Source organism: Pedobacter sp. PLR, from assembly GCF_026239675.1.
GTDB lineage: Bacteria > Bacteroidota > Bacteroidia > Sphingobacteriales > Sphingobacteriaceae > Pedobacter.
This window is the reverse complement of record NZ_JAPIVQ010000003.1, coordinates 521,005-543,215: the sequence shown is the minus strand read 5'-3', so window position 1 is coordinate 543,215 and position 22,211 is coordinate 521,005. Positions and strand designations below refer to the sequence as shown.

Below are 22,211 nucleotides of genomic sequence, written 5' to 3'. Positions count from 1 at the left end.
AATGATCATAAAACAGATACCCAATGCCATTACCTCCGCTAACCTGTTTACCGGATGTATTGGCATTGTTTTCGCATTTAACCAGGATTTAAGATCGGCTGCCCTGTGTATCCTGATCTCCCTGTTCATCGATTTTTTTGATGGTTTTGCCGCACGCCTGTTAAAGGTGAGCGGGCCTATGGGCAAAGAACTGGATTCTTTGGCAGATATGGTGAGCTTTGGCGTATTGCCATCAGTGATCCTGTTCCACATGGCACCAAAATCATTTTTCGGATATGAAGCCTTCCCTATCCTTTCTTACTTAGCCTTTTTTATCGCAGTATTTTCTGCCTACCGGCTGGCGAAGTTCAATCTGGATACCAGGCAAACTGATAAATTTATAGGCGTGCCCACTCCGGCTATCTCCGCAGTGATCGCATCTGTTCCTTTTATCTATGAAAGTGATGTGTTTTATTTCGACAGTTCTACCACTACCGTATTGCTATACCTGGCTTTTATTCCCCTGGCATGCTATTTACTAGTCAGTGAGATTACCCTGATCGCTTTAAAATTTAAAAGCTTCGGCTTCGCTGAAAACACCTTCAGGTATACCCTTATTATCGCTTCCATATTATTATTACTGATCTTTAAATTTGTGGCGATCCCACTTATTTTGGTATTGTATATCGTTCTATCCATTATTGAGAATAGAACGACAAAAGTTAAAGCCGTTTCTTAAGATCGGCTTTAGCTTCATCCAGTTGTCTGTATAAGACTACCGCAAAATCGCAAAGCTCGTTAAATGCCTGTGGCAATTCTGAAATATTATTCAGCTCCCTGGCATTTCTTTCCATCATCTGCATATGATCTTTCGCATCTTCCCGTCCAACGTAAGCAAACGTAGGTTTGATTTTATGCGCACAGCTCGATGCTCTTGCCCAATCTTCGTCTGCTATGGCCTTGCCTAAATCCGCTACATAAGTAGGCGTCTGCGACTTAAAAAGGTCTAACATTTCTATAATAAATTCGGCGCTATCCCCTGACATATCCTTCAGGTACGTCAGGTCAAGTGGTTCGTTGTTCTTATTCGGGTCGATCATCAAACAAATCTAATAAATTAAATTTTTGTTACAGTTAAATTATCCTCTAATATAGCTAATATTTCTGATACACGCTTCCCGATAACAGGGTGAATTAACCCTCCTGCAATCTCCGCCAGGGGAACCAATACGAATTTTCGGTACTGCATCTGAGGATGTGGAATTTGAAGTTCTTCTCCCATATCTACAATTTCATCTCCATAAAACATCACATCAATATCCATCAGGCGGGCACCCCATTTTTCTTTCCTTACTCTCCCCAATTCCGCTTCAATACCCAATACGGCCTTCAAAACTTCCAAAGGGCTCAGTCCGGTTTTCAGCCCTACTGCCAGGTTTATAAAAGAAGGCTGGTCGGTTTTACCCCAGGCCGCAGTCTCATAAAATGAAGATTGTGCAAACACCTCACCTACCTTTTTTCCAATCTGCGCAACAGCATCATTCAGCAGCTCTTCCCGATCACCTAAATTACTGCCCAGTAACAAATAAACATTTTTACTATCCAACTCCATATAAAACCGTCAGGCATTTTTTCTACCTTTATTTACAAATTAAATATTTAACCAGCAAATGAAAGAATTTTTTAAGTATGTTTTTGCAACTGTTGTAGGAGTTATTTTATCGGTGGGGGTGTTTTTCATCTTATTCATCGCAATTATCGTAGGTATCGTCTCTTCTCTCGGTGAAGATAAAACGGTGGCTGTCGACAATGACTCTGTACTCTACCTCAACCTGGATCAGGCCATTACCGAACGTACTTATAGCGATCCGCTAGCTGACTTGCCTGTCTTTGGCAATGATGGTAAAAAAACAATCGGTTTTACGGACGTCATTAAAGCCCTGAAATCGGCTAAATACGACGATAACATCAAATGTATTTACCTGAGTGTTTCCTCTCCAAATGCTGGTTATGCCAATATGAGAGAAATCAGAGAAGCCCTGATCGACTTTAAAACCAGTAAAAAGAAAATCATCGCCTATAGCGAAGTCTACACACAAGGTGCTTATTATTTAGCTTCAGTGGCGGATAAAGTATACATCAATCCGGAAGGCGCATTAGAATTCAAAGGATTAAGCTCACAATCAGCCTTCTTTAAAGGTGCATTAGATAAATTGGGTATTGAAGCTCAGATCATCCGTGTAGGTACCTATAAAAGTGCTGTAGAGCCTTTCATTGATACTAAAATGAGTGATAAAAACCGTGAGCAGGTAACCGCTTATGTAAACGGACTATATGCGACCTTCCTAAACGATATTTCAAAAAGCAGAAACATCCCTAAAGACAGTCTGTTTCAGATTGCCAACCAGTATAAAATCCAACAACCAAACGATGCTGTAAAGTATAAAATGGCAGATGGCTTAAAGTATAAAGATGAAATCATTGACGAGTTAAAATCGCTTAGTGGAATCAGCAAAAACAAAAACCTAAACACCATTTCCATCAATGACTATGCGAAAAACGTCGTTATGGGCAGCAAAGGAAATACCAACAGAACTAAAGTCGCAGTAATCTATGCCAATGGCGATATTATGGGTGGCGAAGGAGACAATGACCAGATCGGTTCGGAAAGAATTTCCAGAGCAATCAGAAAAGCCAGAACGGACACTAGTATTAAAGCCATTGTATTAAGGGTAAACTCACCAGGTGGTAGTGCACTTGCTTCGGATGTGATCTGGAGAGAGGTTATCCTGACCAAAAAAGTGAAACCAGTGATCGCTTCTTTTGGTAATGTAGCCGCATCCGGCGGATATTATATCGCCTGTGCTGCCGATTCTATCTTTGTACAACCGAATACCATTACCGGCTCTATCGGCGTATTTGGCATTATTCCTAACTTCCAGAAGTTAATGAACAAAGAGCTTGGAATTACATTTGACGGCGTAAAAACAGGACAATATGCAGACATCATGAGTACCGTCCGTCCAATGACTGCCGGAGAACGACTGATCGTTCAGAACGGCGTAAACCATGTGTACGATAGCTTTATCACCCGGGTAGCAAATGGCCGTAAGAAAAGTAAAGCTTATATCGACAGCATTGCAGGTGGCCGTGTATGGGTTGGAACTGATGCCGTTAAAATTGGCCTTGCCGATAGAACAGGTAGCTTCGAAGATGCCATTAAAGCCGCTGCTAAAAAAGCGAAAATTACAGACTACAGAATTGTAGAATATCCGGAAATGATTGACCCGATCAAAGCTTTACTGGAAAACTCTACCGATAAAATAAAAACCTATTATGCTAAACAGGAGCTAGGTGCCAACTACCTGCTTTATCAGCAAATTAAAACTGCGATTTCAAAATCTGGTATACAGGCCAGAATGCCATTTGAAATCACGGTAAACTAACCCGGTAATTTCGACCGTCTACAATCAGACCGGTCCTAAAAGAACCCGGAAAACAGGAATGTAAAAGGCCTGAACTTAATCTTCTTGATAAGGAGTTTAAGTTCAGGCCTTTTTTCATGACCGTCTTTTCTAAAACCTGGCCCTGCGGCTTTCTCCAGCTAATTCTTATCATTATAAAGCAAGAAAGTCCACACATTTCCAGTTTAATCGGAAAATCGGGGCTTTTTATTTAATTTAGCATCCCCATGGAAAATAAGACCATTGCACGCAACCTGCGACTGCTTTCTCAATTGATGGAATTACACAATGAGAACCCTTTTAAAATCAAATCAGTAGCCAATGCTGGTTTAAAAGTTGATAAACTTCCGTTTGCCATTCAAGGCAAAACGCTGGAAGAGATCGCACAGATTGACGGACTTGGAAAGAGCATTTCTGCGAAAGTCCGGGAGCTACTGGAAACAGGTACCATGACCGATTTACAGGAGATTCTGGAAAGAACACCGGAAGGTATTGTCGAAATGCTGGGCATCAAAGGCATCGGACCAAAAAAGATCAATGTGATCTGGAAAGAACTCGGTATTGAAAACATCGGAGAACTTTACTACGCCTGCAATGAAAACAGATTGATCGAAGCCAAAGGCTTTGGATTGAAAACCCAGGAAGAGATTAAAAAGATCATTGAGTTCAGAATGGCCGGACTAGGGAAATTCCTATATGCCCATGCAGAAGGTACCGTGAATAAATTATATGCTGACCTTGCCGTTTGGTTAAACCAGATTTCAGGAGAACCACTATTGGGTATTGCCGGCGAATACAGACGTTGCATGGAGATCATTGAATACGTTCCTTTCCTGATTGGCGCTACCTCACCAGAAGAAGTTCGCGAGAAAATCAGCGCTTTTGATGGACTTACTTTTGAAGAACAAGCCGACGGAACTTACCATACCACCACCCTATCCGGATTAAAAATACAAATACATATCTGTCCGAAAGACGCTTTTTACCTGACATGGTTTGAGCTGACCGGCAACGAACAACATGTTAAAGAAGTACTTGCACTGGCAGGAGGTGGTCCTTTTGAAACAGAAGAAGCCATTTACAAAGCTGCAGGACTCGCATTTGTAGCTCCGGAAATCAGAGAAGGATTAAACGAAGTACAACTGGCTAAAGAAAACAAACTGCCAACCCTGATTACTTACGGGGACCTGAAAGGAAGTTTACACAACCACTCCACCTGGAGCGATGGTGTACATACCCTGGAACAAATGGCCACTTACTGTAAGGACAACCTGAAAATGGAATACTTCGGAATTTGCGACCACTCCAAATCGGCATTTTATGCCAACGGATTAAACGAGCAGCGTCTATATGCCCAACACCTGGAAATAGATGCATTAAACGCTAAACTTGCACCCTTCAAAATCTTTAAAGGCATAGAAAGTGATATTTTAAATGATGGGTCTTTAGACTATAGTGATGATATTTTGAAAACATTCGACTTTGTTGTAGCCTCTGTGCACAGCAATTTGAGAATGGATGAAGAGAAAGCCACAGCCAGACTGATTAAAGCAATAGAAAACCCTTATACGACGATTTTAGGACACCCTACCGGCAGGTTACTATTGAGCAGAAAAGGATATCCAATAGATTATGTAAAAATAATCGATGCCTGTGCAGCAAACAAAGTAGTGATCGAGATCAATGCCAACCCATTACGTTTGGATCTGGACTGGCGCTGGCACCGTTACGCGCTGGAAAAAGGCGTGTTACTGTCTGTCAATCCCGATGCGCATCGAATGGAAGGTTTCTACGATATGCACTATGGTGTACTAATCGGTAGAAAAGGCGGACTGGAAGCAAAACAGTGTTTAAATGCCATGACGCTCCAAGATATCTCAGAATACTTCAACAATAAAAAATAGTTATCCTTACCTTTGAGCCATGATTAGTCAGCTTTGTAATAAAATATTTCAGGACGTGATCAATGATTATCACGTTCACAACAATATAGATCAACCCATTCAAAATCCTTACCCAATCGGTACGCTGGAGCATTTATTATACATGAAATGCTGGATCGACACTGCACAATGGCACATGGAGGATGTAATCCGTAATCCGGAAATTGATCCGGTAGTGGCTTTGCAATGGAAACGTCGCATTGATGCTTCGAATCAGGAACGTACAGATGTGGTAGAATATATCGACAGCTACTTTCTGGAAGAATATAAAAATATTGTACCCGCAGCAAATGCAAAGATCAATTCTGAAAGTCCGGCATGGGTAATCGACAGGTTATCGATCCTTGCTTTAAAGATTTATCATATGAACGAAGAAACCCTTCGTACTGATGCTTCTGAAGAACATAAAATCAGCTGTACTACAAAACTTAATATTTTGTTAAACCAAAGAACAGATCTTTCTTCTAGTTTAGATGAATTGATCGCTGATATTGAAAGTGGCGCAAAATACATGAAAGTTTATAAGCAAATGAAAATGTATAATGATCCGAGCATGAATCCGGTGCTTTATAACAACAAGTAATTAATGCCAAAAGAAACTACTAAAATATTAGTAATCCGTTTCTCAGCAATGGGGGATGTCGCTATGACTGCCCCCATTCTAAAAGAATTCACTGAACACTACCCTGAACACCAGCTACTTGTTGTTAGCAGACCTTTCTTTAAACCCTTCTTCCATGAAGTGGAGCGCCTGAGCTTCCAGCCTTTTGATCCAAAAGGGACACACAAAGGATTTTTCGGACTATTAAAACTTTTCCGGGAATTGAGCAGGCAAGACATTACCGCAATTGCCGATTTACATAACAACCTGAGGAGTAAGATTCTTTGTTTCCTTTTTATGCTAAAAGGTATCAAATCGGTGTCTGTCGACAAAGGAAGAAAAGAGAAATCAGCACTAACGCGTAAAACCAATAAAATTCTGGTGCCTCTCGAACTGACGGTTTCCCGTTATGCCAAAGTATTCCAGAAGTTAGGTTTCCCATTTCCACTTTCCAATACCTTAAAAGCGCGGAATCCAGCACCGTTAAACAATGTTATTTTTCCGGAGAAAACGCAGAAATGGATTGGCGTAAGCCCTTTTGCACAACATTTACAAAAGGTTTATCCTTTGCATAAAATGGAAAAAGTGGTCCTTGAACTGGCAAAGCTGGGTCATCACCTGTTTATTTTTGGTGGATCAGCAGCAGAAGAAGCAACAGCCAATAGCTGGGCTGCTAAACATGAAAATATCACTTCCCTGGTTAGAAAAATCAAACTGGAAGAAGAATTAGACTTAATTTCGAATCTGGATGTAATGCTCAGTATGGATTCTTCGGGTATGCACCTGGCTTCCCTGAGAAACATCCCTGTTGTCTCTGTCTGGGGTGCAACACATCCTTACGCCGGATTTTTAGGCTATGGACAATCCCTGAAAGACGCGGTACAAATCGATTTGTATTGTCGCCCATGCTCGGTATATGGAAACATTCCCTGCTATAGAGGTGATTTTGCCTGCATGAACAATTTAACCGAATCAACTGTTATAAATAGTGTTTTAAACAAACTAATTCATGGGCAAGCAACTTCTATTGATACGACACGGAAAATCTGATTGGGGAAATAGCCATATTTCCGATTTCGAAAGACCATTAAATGCCCGCGGGCTTAGAAATGCGCCGGAAATGGCGGGTAGAATCCTGGCAAAAAACCTCGTCCCTCAGTTGTTAGTGAGTAGTCCGGCCGTTCGTGCATTAACCACCGCAAGAAATTTCGCAGAAGTATGGAACAAATCATTGAACCGGATTCAGGAAGAAACTTCCATTTATGAAGCCAATGTGATGACCTTACTAAAAGTGGTAAATAACCTGAGCGACAAACACGATCGTGTGGCTTTATTTGGTCACAATCCGGGACTTACAGAATTCGCCAATTACCTGAGTAATGCGAACATCTATAATATCCCTACTTGTGGTACAGTGCTTATGGAGTTTCCATTTGAAAAATGGGCACAGCTAAGCAACCATACCGGTAATTTATTAGCTTTTGATTTTCCTAAAAGCGCTAATGAAGACTAAAAATGCAAGTGCTTCACTGTTAATCCATTATTAATCAACTGTTTTAAGGAATCAATTCCAATTCTTAAGTGTGTATCCACGTAATTGCTGGTTACTGAGCTATCGCTTTCCGCAGTTTTTACACCTTCAGGAATCATTGGCTGATCAGAAACCAGTAGCAATGCCCCTGTAGGTATTTTATTGGCGAATCCGGTAGTGAAAATCGTAGCCGTTTCCATGTCTACAGCCATGGCACGTAAAGTTTTCAAATACTTCTTAAACGCTTTATCATGCTCCCAAACCCTGCGGTTGGTGGTATAACAGGTTCCGGTCCAATAGTCTCTGGAATGGTCACGAATGGTGGTAGAGATTGCTTTCTGCAAAGCGAAGGCAGGTAATGCAGGTACTTCAGCAGGTAAGTAATCATTTGAAGTTCCTTCTCCCCTGATTGCAGCGATAGGTAAAATCAGATCACCCAATTGGTTTTTCTTTTTCAAACCACCACATTTCCCTAAAAACAAGACTGCTTTAGGCGCAATAGCGGACAGCAAGTCCATCATTGTGGCTGCCATCGGACTACCCATCCCAAAGTTGATAATCGTAATGCCATCGGCAGTTACACTTTGCATTGGCTTGTCCAAACCCATAATCGGCGCACCACCATGCCATTCGGAAAACATATGTACATATTTACTGAAATTGGTCAATAAGATGTATTGTCCGAATTCTTCTAATGGTCTTCCTGTATATCGTGGAAGCCAGTTTTTAACAATGTCACCTTTAGATTTCAAACCAGATTTCACCGGAGTTTCTACTTCTTTATTTTTCTTTACTTTTTTTCCTTCTTCTCCGTCTTTGTTTACTTCTAATTCTTCATTCATATTATGCTCGTTTTTCTAGTATAGTTAGTAGTTTTTTTCCTGCAAGGAACCTGCCAGAATTTATTTTCTGATGGGCGGTTGATGAGCACCGCAGCAGATCCTAAAATAACAAGTTAAAAAAAATCCCCGTAAAACGGGGATTAAATTATTTAAGCAGCTTTCAGCTTTTTAAAATCAGCCTTTTCGAATTTCTCCAGCGCGTATTCGAGCGTAATGCTCAACTCCTTAATGCTGGGATCGGAAGGGATATCAAACATGGCGTCCAGCATAATCGCCTCGCAGATGGAGCGTAAACCCCTTGCACCCAGTTTGTATTCCATTGCTTTATCTACAATGAAGTCTAAAACATCATCTTCAAAAGTCAGCTTCACACCTTCAAATTCAAACAACTTCACGTACTGACGGAACAAAGAGTTCTTAGGTTCAGTCAGGATATTACGCAATGCTGATTTATCTAAAGGATTCAAGTGTGTCAATACCGGTACACGACCAATCAGTTCAGGAATCAAACCGAAAGATTTTAAATCCTGAGGCGTGATGTATTTATAAAGGTTGTTAAGGTCTAATTCTTCATCATCCTTTTTCACTTTATAACCTACCGCCTGGGTACGCAATCTGTTTGCGATTTTACGTTCGATACCATCGAATGCACCACCACAGATAAACAGAATGTTATTGGTATTTACAGGAATCATTTTCTGATCCGGGTGTTTACGTCCGCCCTGAGGTGGAACATTCACTATAGTACCCTCTAAGATCTTCAGTAAAGCCTGCTGTACGCCTTCTCCCGATACATCTCTGGTGATAGAAGGGTTATCGCTTTTACGCGCAACTTTATCTACCTCATCGATATAAACGATACCACGTTCTGCTGAGGCTACATCGTAATCCGCAGCCTGCAATAAACGGGTTAAAATACTCTCCACATCCTCTCCAACATATCCTGCTTCGGTTAATACCGTCGCATCACAAATACAAAAAGGAACGTGTAAGATCTTAGCGATAGTTTTCGCCAGTAAGGTTTTACCGGTTCCGGTTTCCCCTACCAACATGATGTTTGATTTCTCGATCTCCACCTCATCTGCCTGATCTACCGTTTGCCCCAATCTCTTATAGTGGTTATATACCGCTACAGAAAGTACTTTCTTAGCATCATCCTGACCGATAACGTATTGGTCAATATGTGCTTTGATTTCCATTGGTTTCAATAAGGTAACCGAGGTATCCATTGGTTTCCCTTTTTTGCTTCCCAGTTCCTGAGCCAGTAACTGATTGGCTTGAGTCACACATTTATCGCAAATGTAGGCATCAAGACCTTCAATAAGCATTAAAGTATCTTGCTTACTTGATCCACAAAAAGAGCAACGGGATTCTTTATTTTGTTTCGCCATTTTTTTCTTTGTTATTCGCTCCCAGCACTTCATCAATCATTCCAAAGCCTTTAGCTTCATCAGCTTTCATCCAGTAATCACGGTCTGAAGCTTTTTCTACCCATTCGTAATCTTGTCCTGAATGGTTAGAAATGATATCATATAATTCTTTTTTCAATTTCAGCATCTCTCTAAGGTTGATCTCCATATCTGAAGCAACCCCCTGAGCACCACCTGATGGTTGGTGAATCATCACACGTGAGTGTGGCAATGCAGCACGTTTACCTTTAGCACCTGCTACTAATAATACAGCACCCATTGAGGCTGCCATACCAGTACAGATTGTAGCCACATCTGGTGTGATATATTGCATGGTATCATAGATACCTAATCCTGCATATACAGAACCACCTGGTGAATTGATATAAATCTGAATGTCTCTATTGTTATCGGTAGACTGTAAAAACAGCAATTGTGCTTGTATAATGTTCGCGTTACCATCATAGATCGCATCACCTAAAAATATGATACGGTCCATCATTAAACGTGAAAACACATCCATTTGTGCCACGTTAAGCTGACGCTCTTCAATAATATAAGGAGTCATACTTTTTGGAGAGTTATTGGTAGCACCAATAAAACGATCCACGTTTAAACCATTAATACGATGGTGTTTAACAGCGTATTTTCTAAATTCGTCTTTGTCTATTTTCATCAGTATGTCTATTTATCTTTAATTGTAATGAAGCTTGCTTCGCAGGTTTCAGCAATATGTCTATTTATAATGTTCACCAAATTAATGAAACTAATTTGGTAAATTATTGTGGTATTGTAAAATTCTATAATGTCTTTATATAAATAAGGCGGCCTTAATAAAGCCGCCTTATTCTAATATCTGTTAAAAGTATCCGGGTTGCCCCTGAATTACTTCATTTCGATAAATTTATTATAAGCTATCTCTTTTTCTTCAATTGTAGCTACCGACTTGATGTATTCAAAAACTTTAATCGCTTTCACCTCATCAAAAATACGGTTTGCATTGTCTTTCTCTTTTAAGAAAGTTGCAGTGTACTGAGCCAACTGATCTTCAGGCATTGGGCTTGGGCTGTACATTCTGAACTGTGCATCTAAACGTTGTTTAGCAGTTTGGAAAACATCCTCATACTTGATTTCAATGCTATTGTCTTTAATTAATTTATTCTCAATTAAAGTCCATTTCAGGTTTTTAGCGAAATCTTCATATCCCTGATCTAGTTCAGCATCCGTTAATTTCTCGTTAGTAGCTTTTAACCACTTACGTAAAAATACATCAGGCAATTCCATTTTCACGCTTTCAACCAGTTTCGTGTAGATGTCATTCTGCAATTTGCGATCTGCATCCTGCTTGAACATACCTTCTACTTCTTCCGTGATTTTAGCGGTAAAACCAGCCTCATCAGTTACTACACCTTCACCAAATAATTTATCAAAGAACTCCTGGTTTAAATCAGACTCCTCTAAACGGTTTACATTTTTAACCGTTACCTGGAATTTCGATTTCACTTCTTTAGCTTCTTCTTCCGGAATGTTTAACAATTTGGCAATGATCACCTCATTGTTATCAAACGCTTTCTGAACATCTAATTCAACAACATCGTCTTTCTTCAAACCAACTAAGGTTTTCAAAATCTTTTTATCAGCAACCTGATCTAAACGAATAGAACCTGTGCTGGTGATGCCACCTTCAAAAACTGAACCATCAGCAGAAAGTTGTGCTAAATCGGCATAAAGGACGTCATCTTCTGCCGAAACTTCCGGGTTTGTCATTTTGCCATAGCTTCTTCTGATATTTTTGATACGTGAAGCTAATGTTTCTGCATCTGCTTTAACTACGTATTGAGTAAATTTATCTTTAGCTGTGATTTTTACCTCTACTGCTGGTGCAAGACCGATTTCATAGTCAAACTCGAATTCATCAGTACCATCCCATTTGTAGTCTTTAGTATCATCCATTATTGGCAATGGCTGACCAAGAACTTCCACTTTATTATCAGCAAGGTGCTTGCTTAAAGTTTCGCTCAATAGGGTATTGATTTCTTCCACTAAAATATTTCTGCCGAACATTTTCTTAATATGTGCAACAGGAACCATTCCTTTACGAAAACCTGGAAGGTTTGATTTTTTAGCTTGTTCTCTTATAGATTTATCAACCTTTTCAGTATAATCTTCAGGTGAAATCTTAATTTTTACAACCGCGTTTAAGTCGTTAATTTTTTCCTGTGTAATGTTCATCTTTCTGAATCAATAATTATTAATGTCTATATACAAAAAATCCCCCTTGCGGAGGAACTTTTATTGCGGAAGAATGGACTCCAATCCACCGCTCAAATTTCCCTTTCGAGGGCGCAAATATATTCTTTTTTGTTGATTTCAATGCCTATAATTGAAAATATTATGTCTGCTGATTGTCTGAATCTCAGCACTCCAAAGGCCAATAAAACCCGATATAAAGACAGATACAGAGGCTGATAAACCCCCTTCTATTTTTACTACAAAGCTGGTACAGAACTCCGGGTTGACGAAGGATTGCTCAAGGACTGCCGGAGCACCGATAAAGGTTGCTCAGGCCATATCCGTCATGAACACCTCATCACCTCTTCGTTAACTCTTTATCAACTACGACCACTATAACAGCAACACAGGATACCGGTAGCAATTCAAATCAGCGGGGATCAGAATCAGGTATCAGGCTTAGCTCAGGAAATTGCGATAAAAATGGCCGGAAAATAAAAAAGGTGATAAATTTTTCAATCTATCACCTTTTTTGTGCGGAAGAAGGGACTCGAACCCCCACGCCGTGAAGCGCCAGATCCTAAGTCTGGTGCGGCTACCAATTACGCCACTTCCGCAGTTAGGATGTTCCCTTTCGGGATTGCAAAGATAGAATAGTTTTTTAAAAACACATAAATATTTTAAATAAAAATACAGGCTTTTTTGAGCACTACAAAAACGACCAGGCTTTACCTCCAAATAATCAACCATTTACCCTTTAAACCGGCTTTAATACCGATCCATAAATAAAAAAACATTGGTGATATATGTCATGCAGGGCTCAGGATATTTTCAGCATATCCTCAGGATGCTTCGCATTGGGTCAAAAAAAAACCTTATTACAAATTTAGCTGCAGCACATCCCGGGAATACCGAAGAAAGGATGTTAGGAGGAACGGGCTCCCAAGAAACCCGGGCCAGATTTTCGGGCAAAAAAAAACAGCCCTTTCGGGGCTGATTTTCAATTGTTGTGCGGAAGAAGGGACTCGAACCCCCACGCCGTGAAGCGCCAGATCCTAAGTCTGGTGCGGCTACCAATTACGCCACTTCCGCAGTTAGGATGTTCCCTTTCGGGATTGCAAATATAGATATTGTTTTTATACTTAAAAACTCTTTTGCAATTATTCAGCGGCACTTTAGCTAACCTATTGATCTTACAGTATTTAATTTTCAATCTTTTTTACACGCCCTTTAATCAAACGCAAAAAACAATAGATTTAACACCATAAACCGATAGGTTTAGTACAATTCTTTCTGCAACTGGAACAAATACTGGACTGCTTTTACCAGTCTGCTGCCATACCAGGAGAACATTTCCCCATCTACCAGCATCACTTTTGCATCAGGCAGGAAGAGACTGATTTCTTCCAGATGCTTTTCCTTAAAGGGATAAGGTTCTGAAGATAAAAATACCAGATCGGGGTTCAGTCCCGCGAGGGTTTCCAGATCCATTTCAGGATAGCGGCTTTCTTTGATCACATTGTTAAGCCCGTTCATGGCCAGCATCTGATTGATGAAAGTATTTCTTCCGGCAAATAGATACGGGCCTTTCCAGATCAGGTAAGCCACTGATTTATTAAGGCCGTTTTGCAAGGCCAGAGTTTGTAAATCATTGAAGCCGGCAGTGATGAGGTGGTTAAGGTATGCCGATTCGGGTTCCCGGTCTACCAGTGCCCCTATTTCTGTAATTGTTCGCTTCGCTCCTTCCAGATCATAAATATCGCTCATCCAGACCGGAAATTCTGCCATTAGTTCTTCCATCTGATCGCGCTCATTCTCTTCTTTATTTCCAATGATCAGATCGGGTTTCAGACTCCTGATCAGCTCCATATTCAATTTCTTTGTTCCTCCGATTTTAGTCTTTTCCCTGAACTTTGTCTCCGGATGAATACAGAATTTGGTAATCCCAATCACTTCTTTATCCAGTCCCAACTCAAACAGTAATTCTGTCTGAGATGGAATCAGAGAAATGATCCTTTTTGGAGGATAATTAATATTTATGGTACGATTAAGCTGATCTGTAAAACTGCGTTGCATCTTACAAAGATACACGCCATTCCCTAAAAATCTATTCGTATTTCAGTGCATCTACAGGATTTGTTTTTGCTGCTTTGTAGGCTTGCCAGCTTACCGTTAAAAGGGCAACTGTTAGGGTGGAAAGCGCTGTTAACATAAAAACAGGCCAGCCAATAGCCACATGGTAATCAAATTTCGACAACCATTTGTCCATCATCCAGTAAGCAACAGGCATCGCAATCACGACTGCCACCAATACTATTTTCATAAAATCCAGCGACAGTAATTTCACCAGACCGCTTACCGAAGCACCCAGTACTTTACGCACACCAATCTCCTTTGTCCGCTGCTCCGCAGAAAAAGCGGAGAGTCCAAATAAGCCCAGACAAGAAATAAATATCGCCAGTCCGCCGAACAAATTAGACAAGATACCGAGTATCTTTTCGTTTTCAAATTTGATCTCAATCAGACTGTCTACAAATTTAATGTCGACAGGAAAATCCGGATTGATCTCCTTCGTAATCCTGGTAATCAGCGCCATATTATGCGCTGTAGAATTTAAAGGATTCATCCGCATGTTAATCACATCGCTATTCTCTGGATTAAAGCCGATCATCATTGGAAGATTCCGCTTAGCAGGATCTCCCCAGGTGACATCCTTAAACACGCCAATTATGGTTATATCCATGCCCCAAAGTTTGACTTTCTGTCCGACAGGCTCTTTTAAGCCCATCGTCTTAACTGCAGTTTCACTCAACATCAACGCGTTCTTATCCGAAGCAATCTTCGGGTCAAAATCACGCCCTTCCAACAACTGTATCCCATTCGTTTTAATGAAATCATAGTTGGTATAAATCTGATTAAAGGACATTCGTTTACCAGACTCGTCCATCCCTTTCCACTCCATTCCCGAAGCATTTGAATTGGGTGTAGAAATACTTCCGGATGACTGCGTTACACCGGTCACCGCACCAGAAGCCAGCAGGCGCTCCTTTAACAAGTCGAATTTAGGATATAAATTTCCTTCATGAGGCATTTCCAACAGGGAGTTGACTTCATAACCAAGGGGTTTATTCTTAATATATTGTAGCTGCTGATAAACCACCAAAGTCCCGACGATCAACACAATAGCAAAGCTAAACTGAACTACCACCAGCACTTGTCTGAAGTTTAAAGAAAAACCCTTTTTCGCATTTACCGACTTCTTCATCGTCTGTATCGGACTAAAAGAAGAAAGAAAAAAAGCCGGATAACTACCCGCTATGACACCGGTCACTAATATCAATACAATGGCTGTTAACCAGGCCAATGGGTTTGTGTAATTAAGTTCCAGTTGAATGTTCACCAAATGGTTAAATTTAGGCAAAGCCAGTTCTACGAGGATCACAGCAACCACTACACTCACAAAAGTGAGTAATAAAGATTCTAACAGGAACTGTACAATTAAGGACTTCCTGGAGGCCCCAATGGTCTTTTTTATGCCCACTTCTTTTGCTCTCTTTTGAGATCTTGCCGTGGCCAGGTTCATAAAGTTGATGCAGGCAATGATCAAAATCCCTAAAGCCAACGCTACAAAGAACCGCAACTGCTCAATTCTTCCTCCGGAAGGATGTCCATTTTTAAATTCTCCATACAAGTGAAGGTCAACTAATAACTGAACAAAGACACCGGGATCAATGTTATCACTTGGTGCATGTTTATCAATAATATTGCTGATTTTATGGTTAAACTGATCTACGTTAACCCCTTTTTTCAGGGTAAGCAAAGTATAATAAGCATAATTACCCCAATTAGGTTCAGCAGCCCAACTGTGCAGTTTTTCATATAATGTCCATGGAGTCAGACAATCAAACCTATAGGTCGTATTGGCTGCATGATCTTTGATCACACCAGTCACCTTTACATCTGCCTGATTTTCATATTTCAGCGTTTTATTCAACACATCCGTACTTCCAAACAATCGTTTTGCCGTACTTTCTGTAAGGATCACAGAATTAGGATCATTGAATGCTTTATCCGGATTACCACTAATAAACTGATAATCGAAGATCTTTAAGATTGCGGCATCTGCATTTCGCCCCTCTACTTTAAAAGTATTTTCGCCATTAGCCAGGAGGCGTTGTATAGGCCATAGGATCCTTGCGATGTTTTCAATTTCTGGTAACTCTTGTTTTAAAGTTATTGCCAGAATATTTGGCGCCTGATTTCCGGTAGCTGTCACTTGCTTGTGCTGATCAGAGAAATTTACCATCACCTGGTAAATATTATCCCTGTTTTTATAGCCTCTGTCGTAATTCCACTCATAAGCCACATACAGAAACAGCATCAAACAAGCGGCAAGACCAATCGCCAGACCGCTAATGTTGATCAGTGATGCGGTCTTATTTCTTAATAAATTTCTGAGCGCAATTCTAAAGTTCAGTTTAAACATCTACAGTCTGGATTAATTGGAGAAACAAAAGACAATTTGATTAAACACCCTGTTCTACTGCAAGGTCTTCTTTGATTACGCCATCCAATAAATGCAGGACGCGGCTACCATAAGCGGCATTCACTTCCGAATGTGTCACCTGAACGATCGTGATCCCCTCTTCTTCATTTAATTTCTTAAACAAATCCATAATTTGAAGTGCCTGCGCTGATTGCAGATTCCCTGTAGGCTCATCGGCTAAAATAATCGAAGGTTGCGCCACTAAAGCCCGGGCAATCCCCACCAATTGTTGCTGACCTCCGGAAAGCTGGTTCGGAAACAAGTCTTTTTTTGCCACCATATTGAAACGATCCAATATATCGGCGACCCTGCTTTTACGCTCTGCTCCACCTACCTTTTTATACAATAAAGGAGCTTCAATGTTCTCTGCCACGGTCATCTCATCAATCAGGTGATAAGCCTGAAATACAAAACCGATATGGTTTCTATAAAGTTCAATCCGCTTGCGTTCATTAAGCGAGAGTACATCTTCGCCCATGAACTCATATTCGCCATAAGTAGGCTCTTCCAGCATCCCAAGAATGTTGAGCAAGGTAGACTTTCCGGCACCGGAAGGCCCCATAATTGAAACAAATTCTCCTTGTTTAATATGCGTACTTACATGACGCAGGATATAACTTTTAACGCCTTTATTTGCGTAGTATTTCTCTATATTTTTAAGTGTGATCATGGTATTTATTTTAGTGTTCCTCTTGATTTATTTTAAGCATCGGATTACTCCTTTTTTATTGTCTTCTTAATCCTCCTATATCATATAATACTACTCATATTTCAACGCATCTATCGGGTTTGTCTTTGCCGCTTTTAAAGACCTTAAACTTACTGTTACCAGTGTAATCAATACCGACAACACCATGGCCAGCAGGAAGGGCCAGATGCTCAGGTCAATCCTGTAGGCGAAACCATCCAGCCATTTCGAAGTGAAAATATAAGCTAGTGGCCAGGCCACCAGGTTTGCGATGAGTACCATATACAAAAAGGAACGGTTCAACATTTTCACCAGCTCCATGGTTGAAGCACCCAATACTTTCCGGATGGCAATTTCTCTGGTTCTTTGGGTAGTGATAAAAGAAACCAAGCCAAACAAACCAATAAAAGAGATAAAAATGATCACTCCGGCGAATACTTTGAAAAGTACGCCCATCACCTGTTCCGTTCTGTAAAAGCTTTCAATGGTCTGGTCCATAAACTCCAGTTCATAAACGTGGTTGGGGAAAGTTGCATTCCAAATCTGCTCTACCTCATTCATGGTTTTACTGACCTCTTTGGGATCAATCTTCAGCGCCATTGAACTGTAATGCTTACGGTTACTAAAGATAACCAGGGGAGACACAGCCTGTTTTAACGAATTGTTATTGAAGTCTTTGACTACCCCAACAATCGGAGCTTCCAGGCCGTTAATCTTCATGCGTTTACCGAGCACATCCTCAGGACGCAATACGTTTAACATTTTCAATAACTTTTCATTAACTACATACTCCTTAACCGTATCGCTTTTTGACAAACCCCGTCCGGCAACAACAGCCATATTGAAAGTTTTCAGGTAATGTTCATCGGCTATTTTCAGATTCAATTGAAAGTCTTCATCTTTCCCGCGGTTATCAAAAGAAAAATTAGACTCACTATTACCATTCGACAATGGAGCTGCAATACAATAAGTGCTTTCTTTGACGCCCGGCAACTGCATTATTTTCTCTCTGAAACCATTCAACTTAGTCAGGTTCAAACTATCTGTGGGAATATCAACCACAGCAACCGAAGCGTGATCAAAGCCTAAAGACTTTTCCCGCACAAATTCCATTTGCCTGATCACTACCAGGGTCGATATGATCAAGACCGCTGTAATGGCAAACTGCAACACCACCAATGTTTTTCTTAACCCTATACCTCCGGCATTTGCCGCACTGATCTTGTTTTTAATGGCTAATGCCGGACTAAATCCAGAAATCACCAGTGCAGGGTAAAGACCTGCCAGAAAACTCACCACCGCTACCAGCAGCAGCATAAATCCAAAGATGGCAGGTTCAGCAAAAAGCTGGAACCTGATCTTATCATCCATCAGATGTTCCATTCCCGGAATCGCCAGTTCAGTCATCACACAAGCCAACAACAAGGCAATTACTGTAATCAAAGTGGTTTCACTCAGAAACTGCCAGACCAATTGTCCACGTCTGCTACCCATCACTTTACGCACACCAACTTCTTTAGAGCGACTAATTGCCTGGGCCGTAGCCAGATTAATAAAATTGATACAGGCAGTGATCAATAGAAAAATGCCGATCACCGCCAGACCTCCTAATTCCTGATAAGAAACGGTCGTATAGTTAAAGTTCCCAAAACGCCCGTCATGATGAACTTCGCTCATCGGCTGAAACATATGGTTCTCTTTTCCAGGACCGTTATCAACGTAATACTTTTTAATAAAATTTTGTAAAGGTTGATCAAGGTCTGTAACAGCTACTCCTGGCTTCAACAAGACATAACACTCCGAACGGTTTGTTACACTCCCCCATTCCTTAGAGTCCTTTCCCGGAAAGGAGGCATAGGAAGCAACCAGTCCAAATGGAAAGTCGCTGTTTTGAGGAAAATCTTTAAAGACACCAGTGATCTTAAAATCAGTCTTTTGATCGAAGTTGATACTTTTTCCTATCGCATTTTGCCAGGAACCGAAATATTTCGTGGCTGTCTTTTCAGACATCGCCATCATTCCCGGAGCAGATAAAGCGGTAGCAGGTTTACCGGAAAGCCAGGTGATATTAAAAATATCATAGAACCGGGGCTCCACATAATAGATCTCTTCTTTTCTTTTGACATCTGTATTCCCTTGTGTTCCTGCCGCTCCCTGTAGCTCTTTTCCCACCCGGTCTTCTGAGGTTGTATTGGCAACAGGATAGGTACCTTTTGCTAAAACTACACCTCGCGTACTTCGCACCGCAGCCACCTGTTCTAATTGCGAAAAATCATTACGCAAAGCAGGAGCTAAAGGAACTGGTACCCCATTCGAAAAGAAATCCCCGTCGGGATAAGTCCAGGAAGATACTACACGATAAATGCGGTCCTGCTTATCATAACTGTTATCAAAACTCGTCTGAAATCTTAAAAAAAGAAAGATCAAAAGGCAACTGGCCAGTCCTATTGCCAATCCAATGACATTAATAGCAGTGTAACCTTTATACTTCCAAAGGTTCCGCAGCGCGATTTTAAGGTTAAGTCTAAACATGGTTGAAATATTTATTATTCATATTTTAAAGCGTCAACAGGGTTCGCTTTCATTGCTTTTCTGGCTTGAAAACTAACGGTTAGTAAAGTCAAAAGAATACTAATTGATCCGGCAATTATAAATGGCAAAATTGGCAGGTCGATTCTATAGGCGAAAGTTTCCAGCCACCTTTGGGCAGCGATGTAAGCAATCGGCCAGCCGATGAGGTTGGCGATCAGCACGATCCTGACAAAGAACGTATTTAGCATACTGAGGATGTTATAATCTGTGGCACCCAATACCTTCCGTATAGAGATTTCTTTCATTCTGGTGGTTATGGTAAAGGCTGAAAAAGCGAAAAGACCAAGCGTAGCGATGAAAATGGTTAACAATGCAGCGCCATAAAAAACAGCTTGTAACTGTTCTTGTTTTTTAAACAGGCGGCCATACAACTCGTCCATAAACTCATACCTGAAATCGTCTCCATCCATCTTATTCAGGTCTTTCCAGTTCGATTTTAAGGCTGCTAATACTCCGGCCATCTGGTCAGGATCTATATTGACCATTAGTTTCATTTTACCGTTTGCACAAGCACTTTTGATCGTATAAACGGTAGGTTCAACCGCAGCCTCAAAGCCCTGCATTTTGGCATTCTGGATGACTCCAACAATGCGGTAATCCATATCACAGCCTCTGATCGTCTTTCCTACAGGTTGTGTGATTCCGTAGGCAGCAACCGCCGCTTCATTTAGCACGATTGCATTTTCTGCATCAGCAGGATAAGTTTTAGAGAAGAAACGACCGTCTTTAAGTTTCAAACGCAGGGTCTCGAAATAGTCGAAATCTACATGAACGATATCCATGCCCAGTTCTTTACCCGCCATCGTATAATTAACTCTTCCAGGGCGGGAACCATCAGGAATATCGGAGGCCACCGTAAATGAATTGACACCGGGGATTTCCATAACCCGTGCTTTCATGTTATCAAAATAACCCCGGTCAAACCAAACAATGTTCTTGATGTACACCACCTGTCCGGCTTTAAAACCGGTATCTTCTGTACGCATGTATTTCAATTGACTACTCACAATCAGTAATCCAGCCATGAAAACAATGGCCACAGTAAACTGTGTCACCAACAAGGTATTCCTCAGCCACAGCGTTTTATAGCTGGTTTGAAGGTTTCCTTTTAATACGTCTGCCGGTTTAAATCCAGACAGGACTAATGCAGGATAAACACCCGATATCAAGCTAATGATCAGCAACACTACAGGCAGCTGCCAGGCGAGTTCATAATTATCTTTCCATAGCGAAAATGAAACACCAAAGACCTCATTAAACTGCGGCAGAAAGATTTCGGCAAGGATCACTGCCAGAATCAATGCCACCAGGCATTGCATAAAAATCTCTATCAAAAACTGGAAGATCAGGTTGAGGCGGTAAGCACCCAAAACCTTTTTCACACCTACTTCTTTTGCTCTCTTATTGGTTTGTGCAATCGTCAGGTTCGTGAAATTGATACAGGCAATCACCATTACCAATACGGTGAGTACGGAGAGTGCCATCACAATTTTATAATTGGTATTATTACCGGCAACAGGTCTTAGATGCAGGTTATCCAGGGGATCCAAAAAAACACCTGATTTTTTTAATGTATTTACATCAGCAGCCATATTAACATCAGGAACCATACTTAATTCGGCAGAATTCCGGTCTTTAGCTGCCGTGACCATAGATTTCTTGATTTCTTCCTTAAAAACAGCATCGACCTTTTTCTGAAGCAGATCCGGATCAGTACCCGGTTTAACCTTGATATAAGTGTAATAATTATTGGCACTCGGTTCCTGATTTTTCCCTACATCCCCGGCAATGATTAAAGCATCAAAAACCACATTGGAATGTGCAGAATTATGGTTAATCATTCCTGAAACCTCACCAGATTGACCCGCACTGATTGGCCCAACACCCACCTTAACCGGAAAAACAGGTGTTTTCTTTGGAAACAAGGCTGCTATGAATTCTTTCGGTATATACACATTCAGCGCATCGCCTTCCGGTTTTAACAAGCCTGTTTTGGGTTCAATATGAAACATTTTAGCCAGGGTGTAATCAATTGAAAGTACTTCCTTTCCATACACACGGCCTTCAGGAGTGTTAAATGCAAACTCAAAGTTAGTCCCCCTGCTTCTACCAACACTTTCAATCTCCGGTATAGCTTCTTTTAGCGCCTGCGCCAATGACAAGGAAGTATAATTCGTTTTTTTGTCTGGTAAAACCCTACCTACCAAATAAATATCCTCATGACCAGGAACATCATGATCAAAACTGGTCTCGAAACGTACATAGATCGCTACTAAAATAAATGCAGACAAAGCAATGGCGAGTCCACCGATATTTATAGCAGTATAAACCTTGTTTTTCCAAAGGTTACGCAGGGCGATTTTAAGGTTAAGTCTGAACATAGT

17 protein-coding genes and 2 tRNA genes are annotated in these 22,211 nt (G+C 40.8%); 6 read left to right on the top strand and 13 right to left on the bottom strand.

Features of this window, described 5'->3' with window-relative positions; translation table 11 throughout:
* Position 1 precedes the first annotated feature (1 nt).
* Positions 2 to 718, top strand: a complete 717-nt coding sequence (gene pssA, locus OQX61_RS09470; RefSeq protein WP_265841418.1) for a CDP-diacylglycerol--serine O-phosphatidyltransferase — start codon at positions 2 to 4, stop codon at positions 716 to 718.
* Here the strand turns inward: pssA and OQX61_RS09465 are convergent.
* Both OQX61_RS09465 and folK read right to left on the bottom strand, forming a co-directional pair.
* Entirely contained in the window at positions 702 to 1,079 is a 378-nt protein-coding gene (locus OQX61_RS09465) for an Hpt domain-containing protein (protein WP_265841417.1), read from the bottom strand. The genes pssA and OQX61_RS09465 overlap by 17 nt on opposite strands.
* Positions 1,080 to 1,096: 17 nt before the next feature.
* The gene (folK, locus tag OQX61_RS09460) at positions 1,097 to 1,591 is read right to left on the bottom strand and encodes a 2-amino-4-hydroxy-6-hydroxymethyldihydropteridine diphosphokinase (protein WP_265841416.1); all 495 of its coding nucleotides are present in this window, start codon (positions 1,589 to 1,591) and stop codon (positions 1,097 to 1,099) included.
* A gap of 58 nt (positions 1,592 to 1,649) precedes the next feature.
* Between folK and sppA the strand changes: the two genes are divergently transcribed.
* From sppA to OQX61_RS09435, 5 genes are all read left to right on the top strand, one after another.
* Positions 1,650 to 3,425 carry a signal peptide peptidase SppA gene (gene sppA, locus OQX61_RS09455; protein WP_265841415.1) on the top strand — a complete coding sequence of 592 codons (1,776 nt, stop codon included), beginning with the start codon at positions 1,650 to 1,652 and terminating at the stop codon, positions 3,423 to 3,425.
* Between the two features lie 245 nt (positions 3,426 to 3,670).
* Complete coding sequence (locus tag OQX61_RS09450; RefSeq protein ID WP_265841414.1) at positions 3,671 to 5,347, top strand: DNA polymerase/3'-5' exonuclease PolX; 1,677 nt, start codon at positions 3,671 to 3,673, stop codon at positions 5,345 to 5,347.
* 19 nt (positions 5,348 to 5,366) lie between these two features.
* Positions 5,367 to 5,969 carry a DUF4254 domain-containing protein gene (locus OQX61_RS09445; protein ID WP_265841413.1) on the top strand — a complete coding sequence of 201 codons (603 nt, stop codon included), beginning with the start codon at positions 5,367 to 5,369 and terminating at the stop codon, positions 5,967 to 5,969.
* A gap of 3 nt (positions 5,970 to 5,972) precedes the next feature.
* Positions 5,973 to 7,037, top strand: a complete 1,065-nt coding sequence (locus tag OQX61_RS09440; protein ID WP_265841412.1) for a glycosyltransferase family 9 protein — start codon at positions 5,973 to 5,975, stop codon at positions 7,035 to 7,037.
* Positions 6,997 to 7,500, top strand: a complete 504-nt coding sequence (locus tag OQX61_RS09435; protein ID WP_265841411.1) for a histidine phosphatase family protein — start codon at positions 6,997 to 6,999, stop codon at positions 7,498 to 7,500. Before OQX61_RS09440 ends, OQX61_RS09435 begins: the two co-directional genes overlap by 41 nt.
* Here OQX61_RS09435 and OQX61_RS09430 read toward each other — a convergent pair.
* The 11 genes from OQX61_RS09430 to OQX61_RS09380 form a co-directional block, all read right to left on the bottom strand.
* Positions 7,497 to 8,360 (bottom strand): AMP nucleosidase, encoded by an 864-nt coding sequence (locus OQX61_RS09430; RefSeq protein ID WP_265841410.1) that lies wholly within the window; start codon positions 8,358 to 8,360, stop codon positions 7,497 to 7,499. The genes OQX61_RS09435 and OQX61_RS09430 overlap by 4 nt on opposite strands.
* A gap of 149 nt (positions 8,361 to 8,509) precedes the next feature.
* On the bottom strand, positions 8,510 to 9,751 hold the full coding sequence (clpX, locus tag OQX61_RS09425) for an ATP-dependent Clp protease ATP-binding subunit ClpX (RefSeq protein ID WP_265841409.1): 1,242 nt from the start codon (positions 9,749 to 9,751) through the stop codon (positions 8,510 to 8,512).
* Positions 9,735 to 10,445 carry an ATP-dependent Clp endopeptidase proteolytic subunit ClpP gene (clpP, locus tag OQX61_RS09420; protein ID WP_062547320.1) on the bottom strand — a complete coding sequence of 237 codons (711 nt, stop codon included), beginning with the start codon at positions 10,443 to 10,445 and terminating at the stop codon, positions 9,735 to 9,737. The genes clpX and clpP overlap by 17 nt, the downstream gene beginning before the upstream one ends.
* A 209-nt stretch (positions 10,446 to 10,654) precedes the next feature.
* Positions 10,655 to 12,001 (bottom strand): trigger factor, encoded by a 1,347-nt coding sequence (gene tig / locus OQX61_RS09415; RefSeq protein WP_265841408.1) that lies wholly within the window; start codon positions 11,999 to 12,001, stop codon positions 10,655 to 10,657.
* A 535-nt stretch (positions 12,002 to 12,536) separates the two neighbouring features.
* Positions 12,537 to 12,618, bottom strand: a tRNA-Leu gene (locus tag OQX61_RS09410).
* A gap of 393 nt (positions 12,619 to 13,011) precedes the next feature.
* A tRNA-Leu gene (locus tag OQX61_RS09405) sits at positions 13,012 to 13,093 on the bottom strand.
* Between the two features lie 186 nt (positions 13,094 to 13,279).
* Entirely contained in the window at positions 13,280 to 14,077 is a 798-nt protein-coding gene (locus OQX61_RS09400; RefSeq protein ID WP_265841407.1) for a helical backbone metal receptor, read from the bottom strand.
* 31 nt (positions 14,078 to 14,108) lie between these two features.
* Complete coding sequence (locus OQX61_RS09395) at positions 14,109 to 16,487, bottom strand: ABC transporter permease (RefSeq protein ID WP_265841406.1); 2,379 nt, start codon at positions 16,485 to 16,487, stop codon at positions 14,109 to 14,111.
* Positions 16,488 to 16,527: 40 nt separating this feature from the next.
* Positions 16,528 to 17,217 carry an ABC transporter ATP-binding protein gene (locus tag OQX61_RS09390; protein WP_265841405.1) on the bottom strand — a complete coding sequence of 230 codons (690 nt, stop codon included), beginning with the start codon at positions 17,215 to 17,217 and terminating at the stop codon, positions 16,528 to 16,530.
* Between the two features lie 90 nt (positions 17,218 to 17,307).
* Positions 17,308 to 19,767: an ABC transporter permease gene (locus OQX61_RS09385; RefSeq protein ID WP_265841404.1), complete on the bottom strand. Its 2,460-nt coding sequence runs from the start codon at positions 19,765 to 19,767 to the stop codon at positions 17,308 to 17,310.
* Positions 19,768 to 19,781: 14 nt separating this feature from the next.
* A complete protein-coding gene (locus OQX61_RS09380; protein WP_265841403.1) occupies positions 19,782 to 22,208 on the bottom strand; it encodes an ABC transporter permease in 2,427 nt (808 codons plus the stop codon).
* Positions 22,209 to 22,211 lie beyond the last annotated feature (3 nt).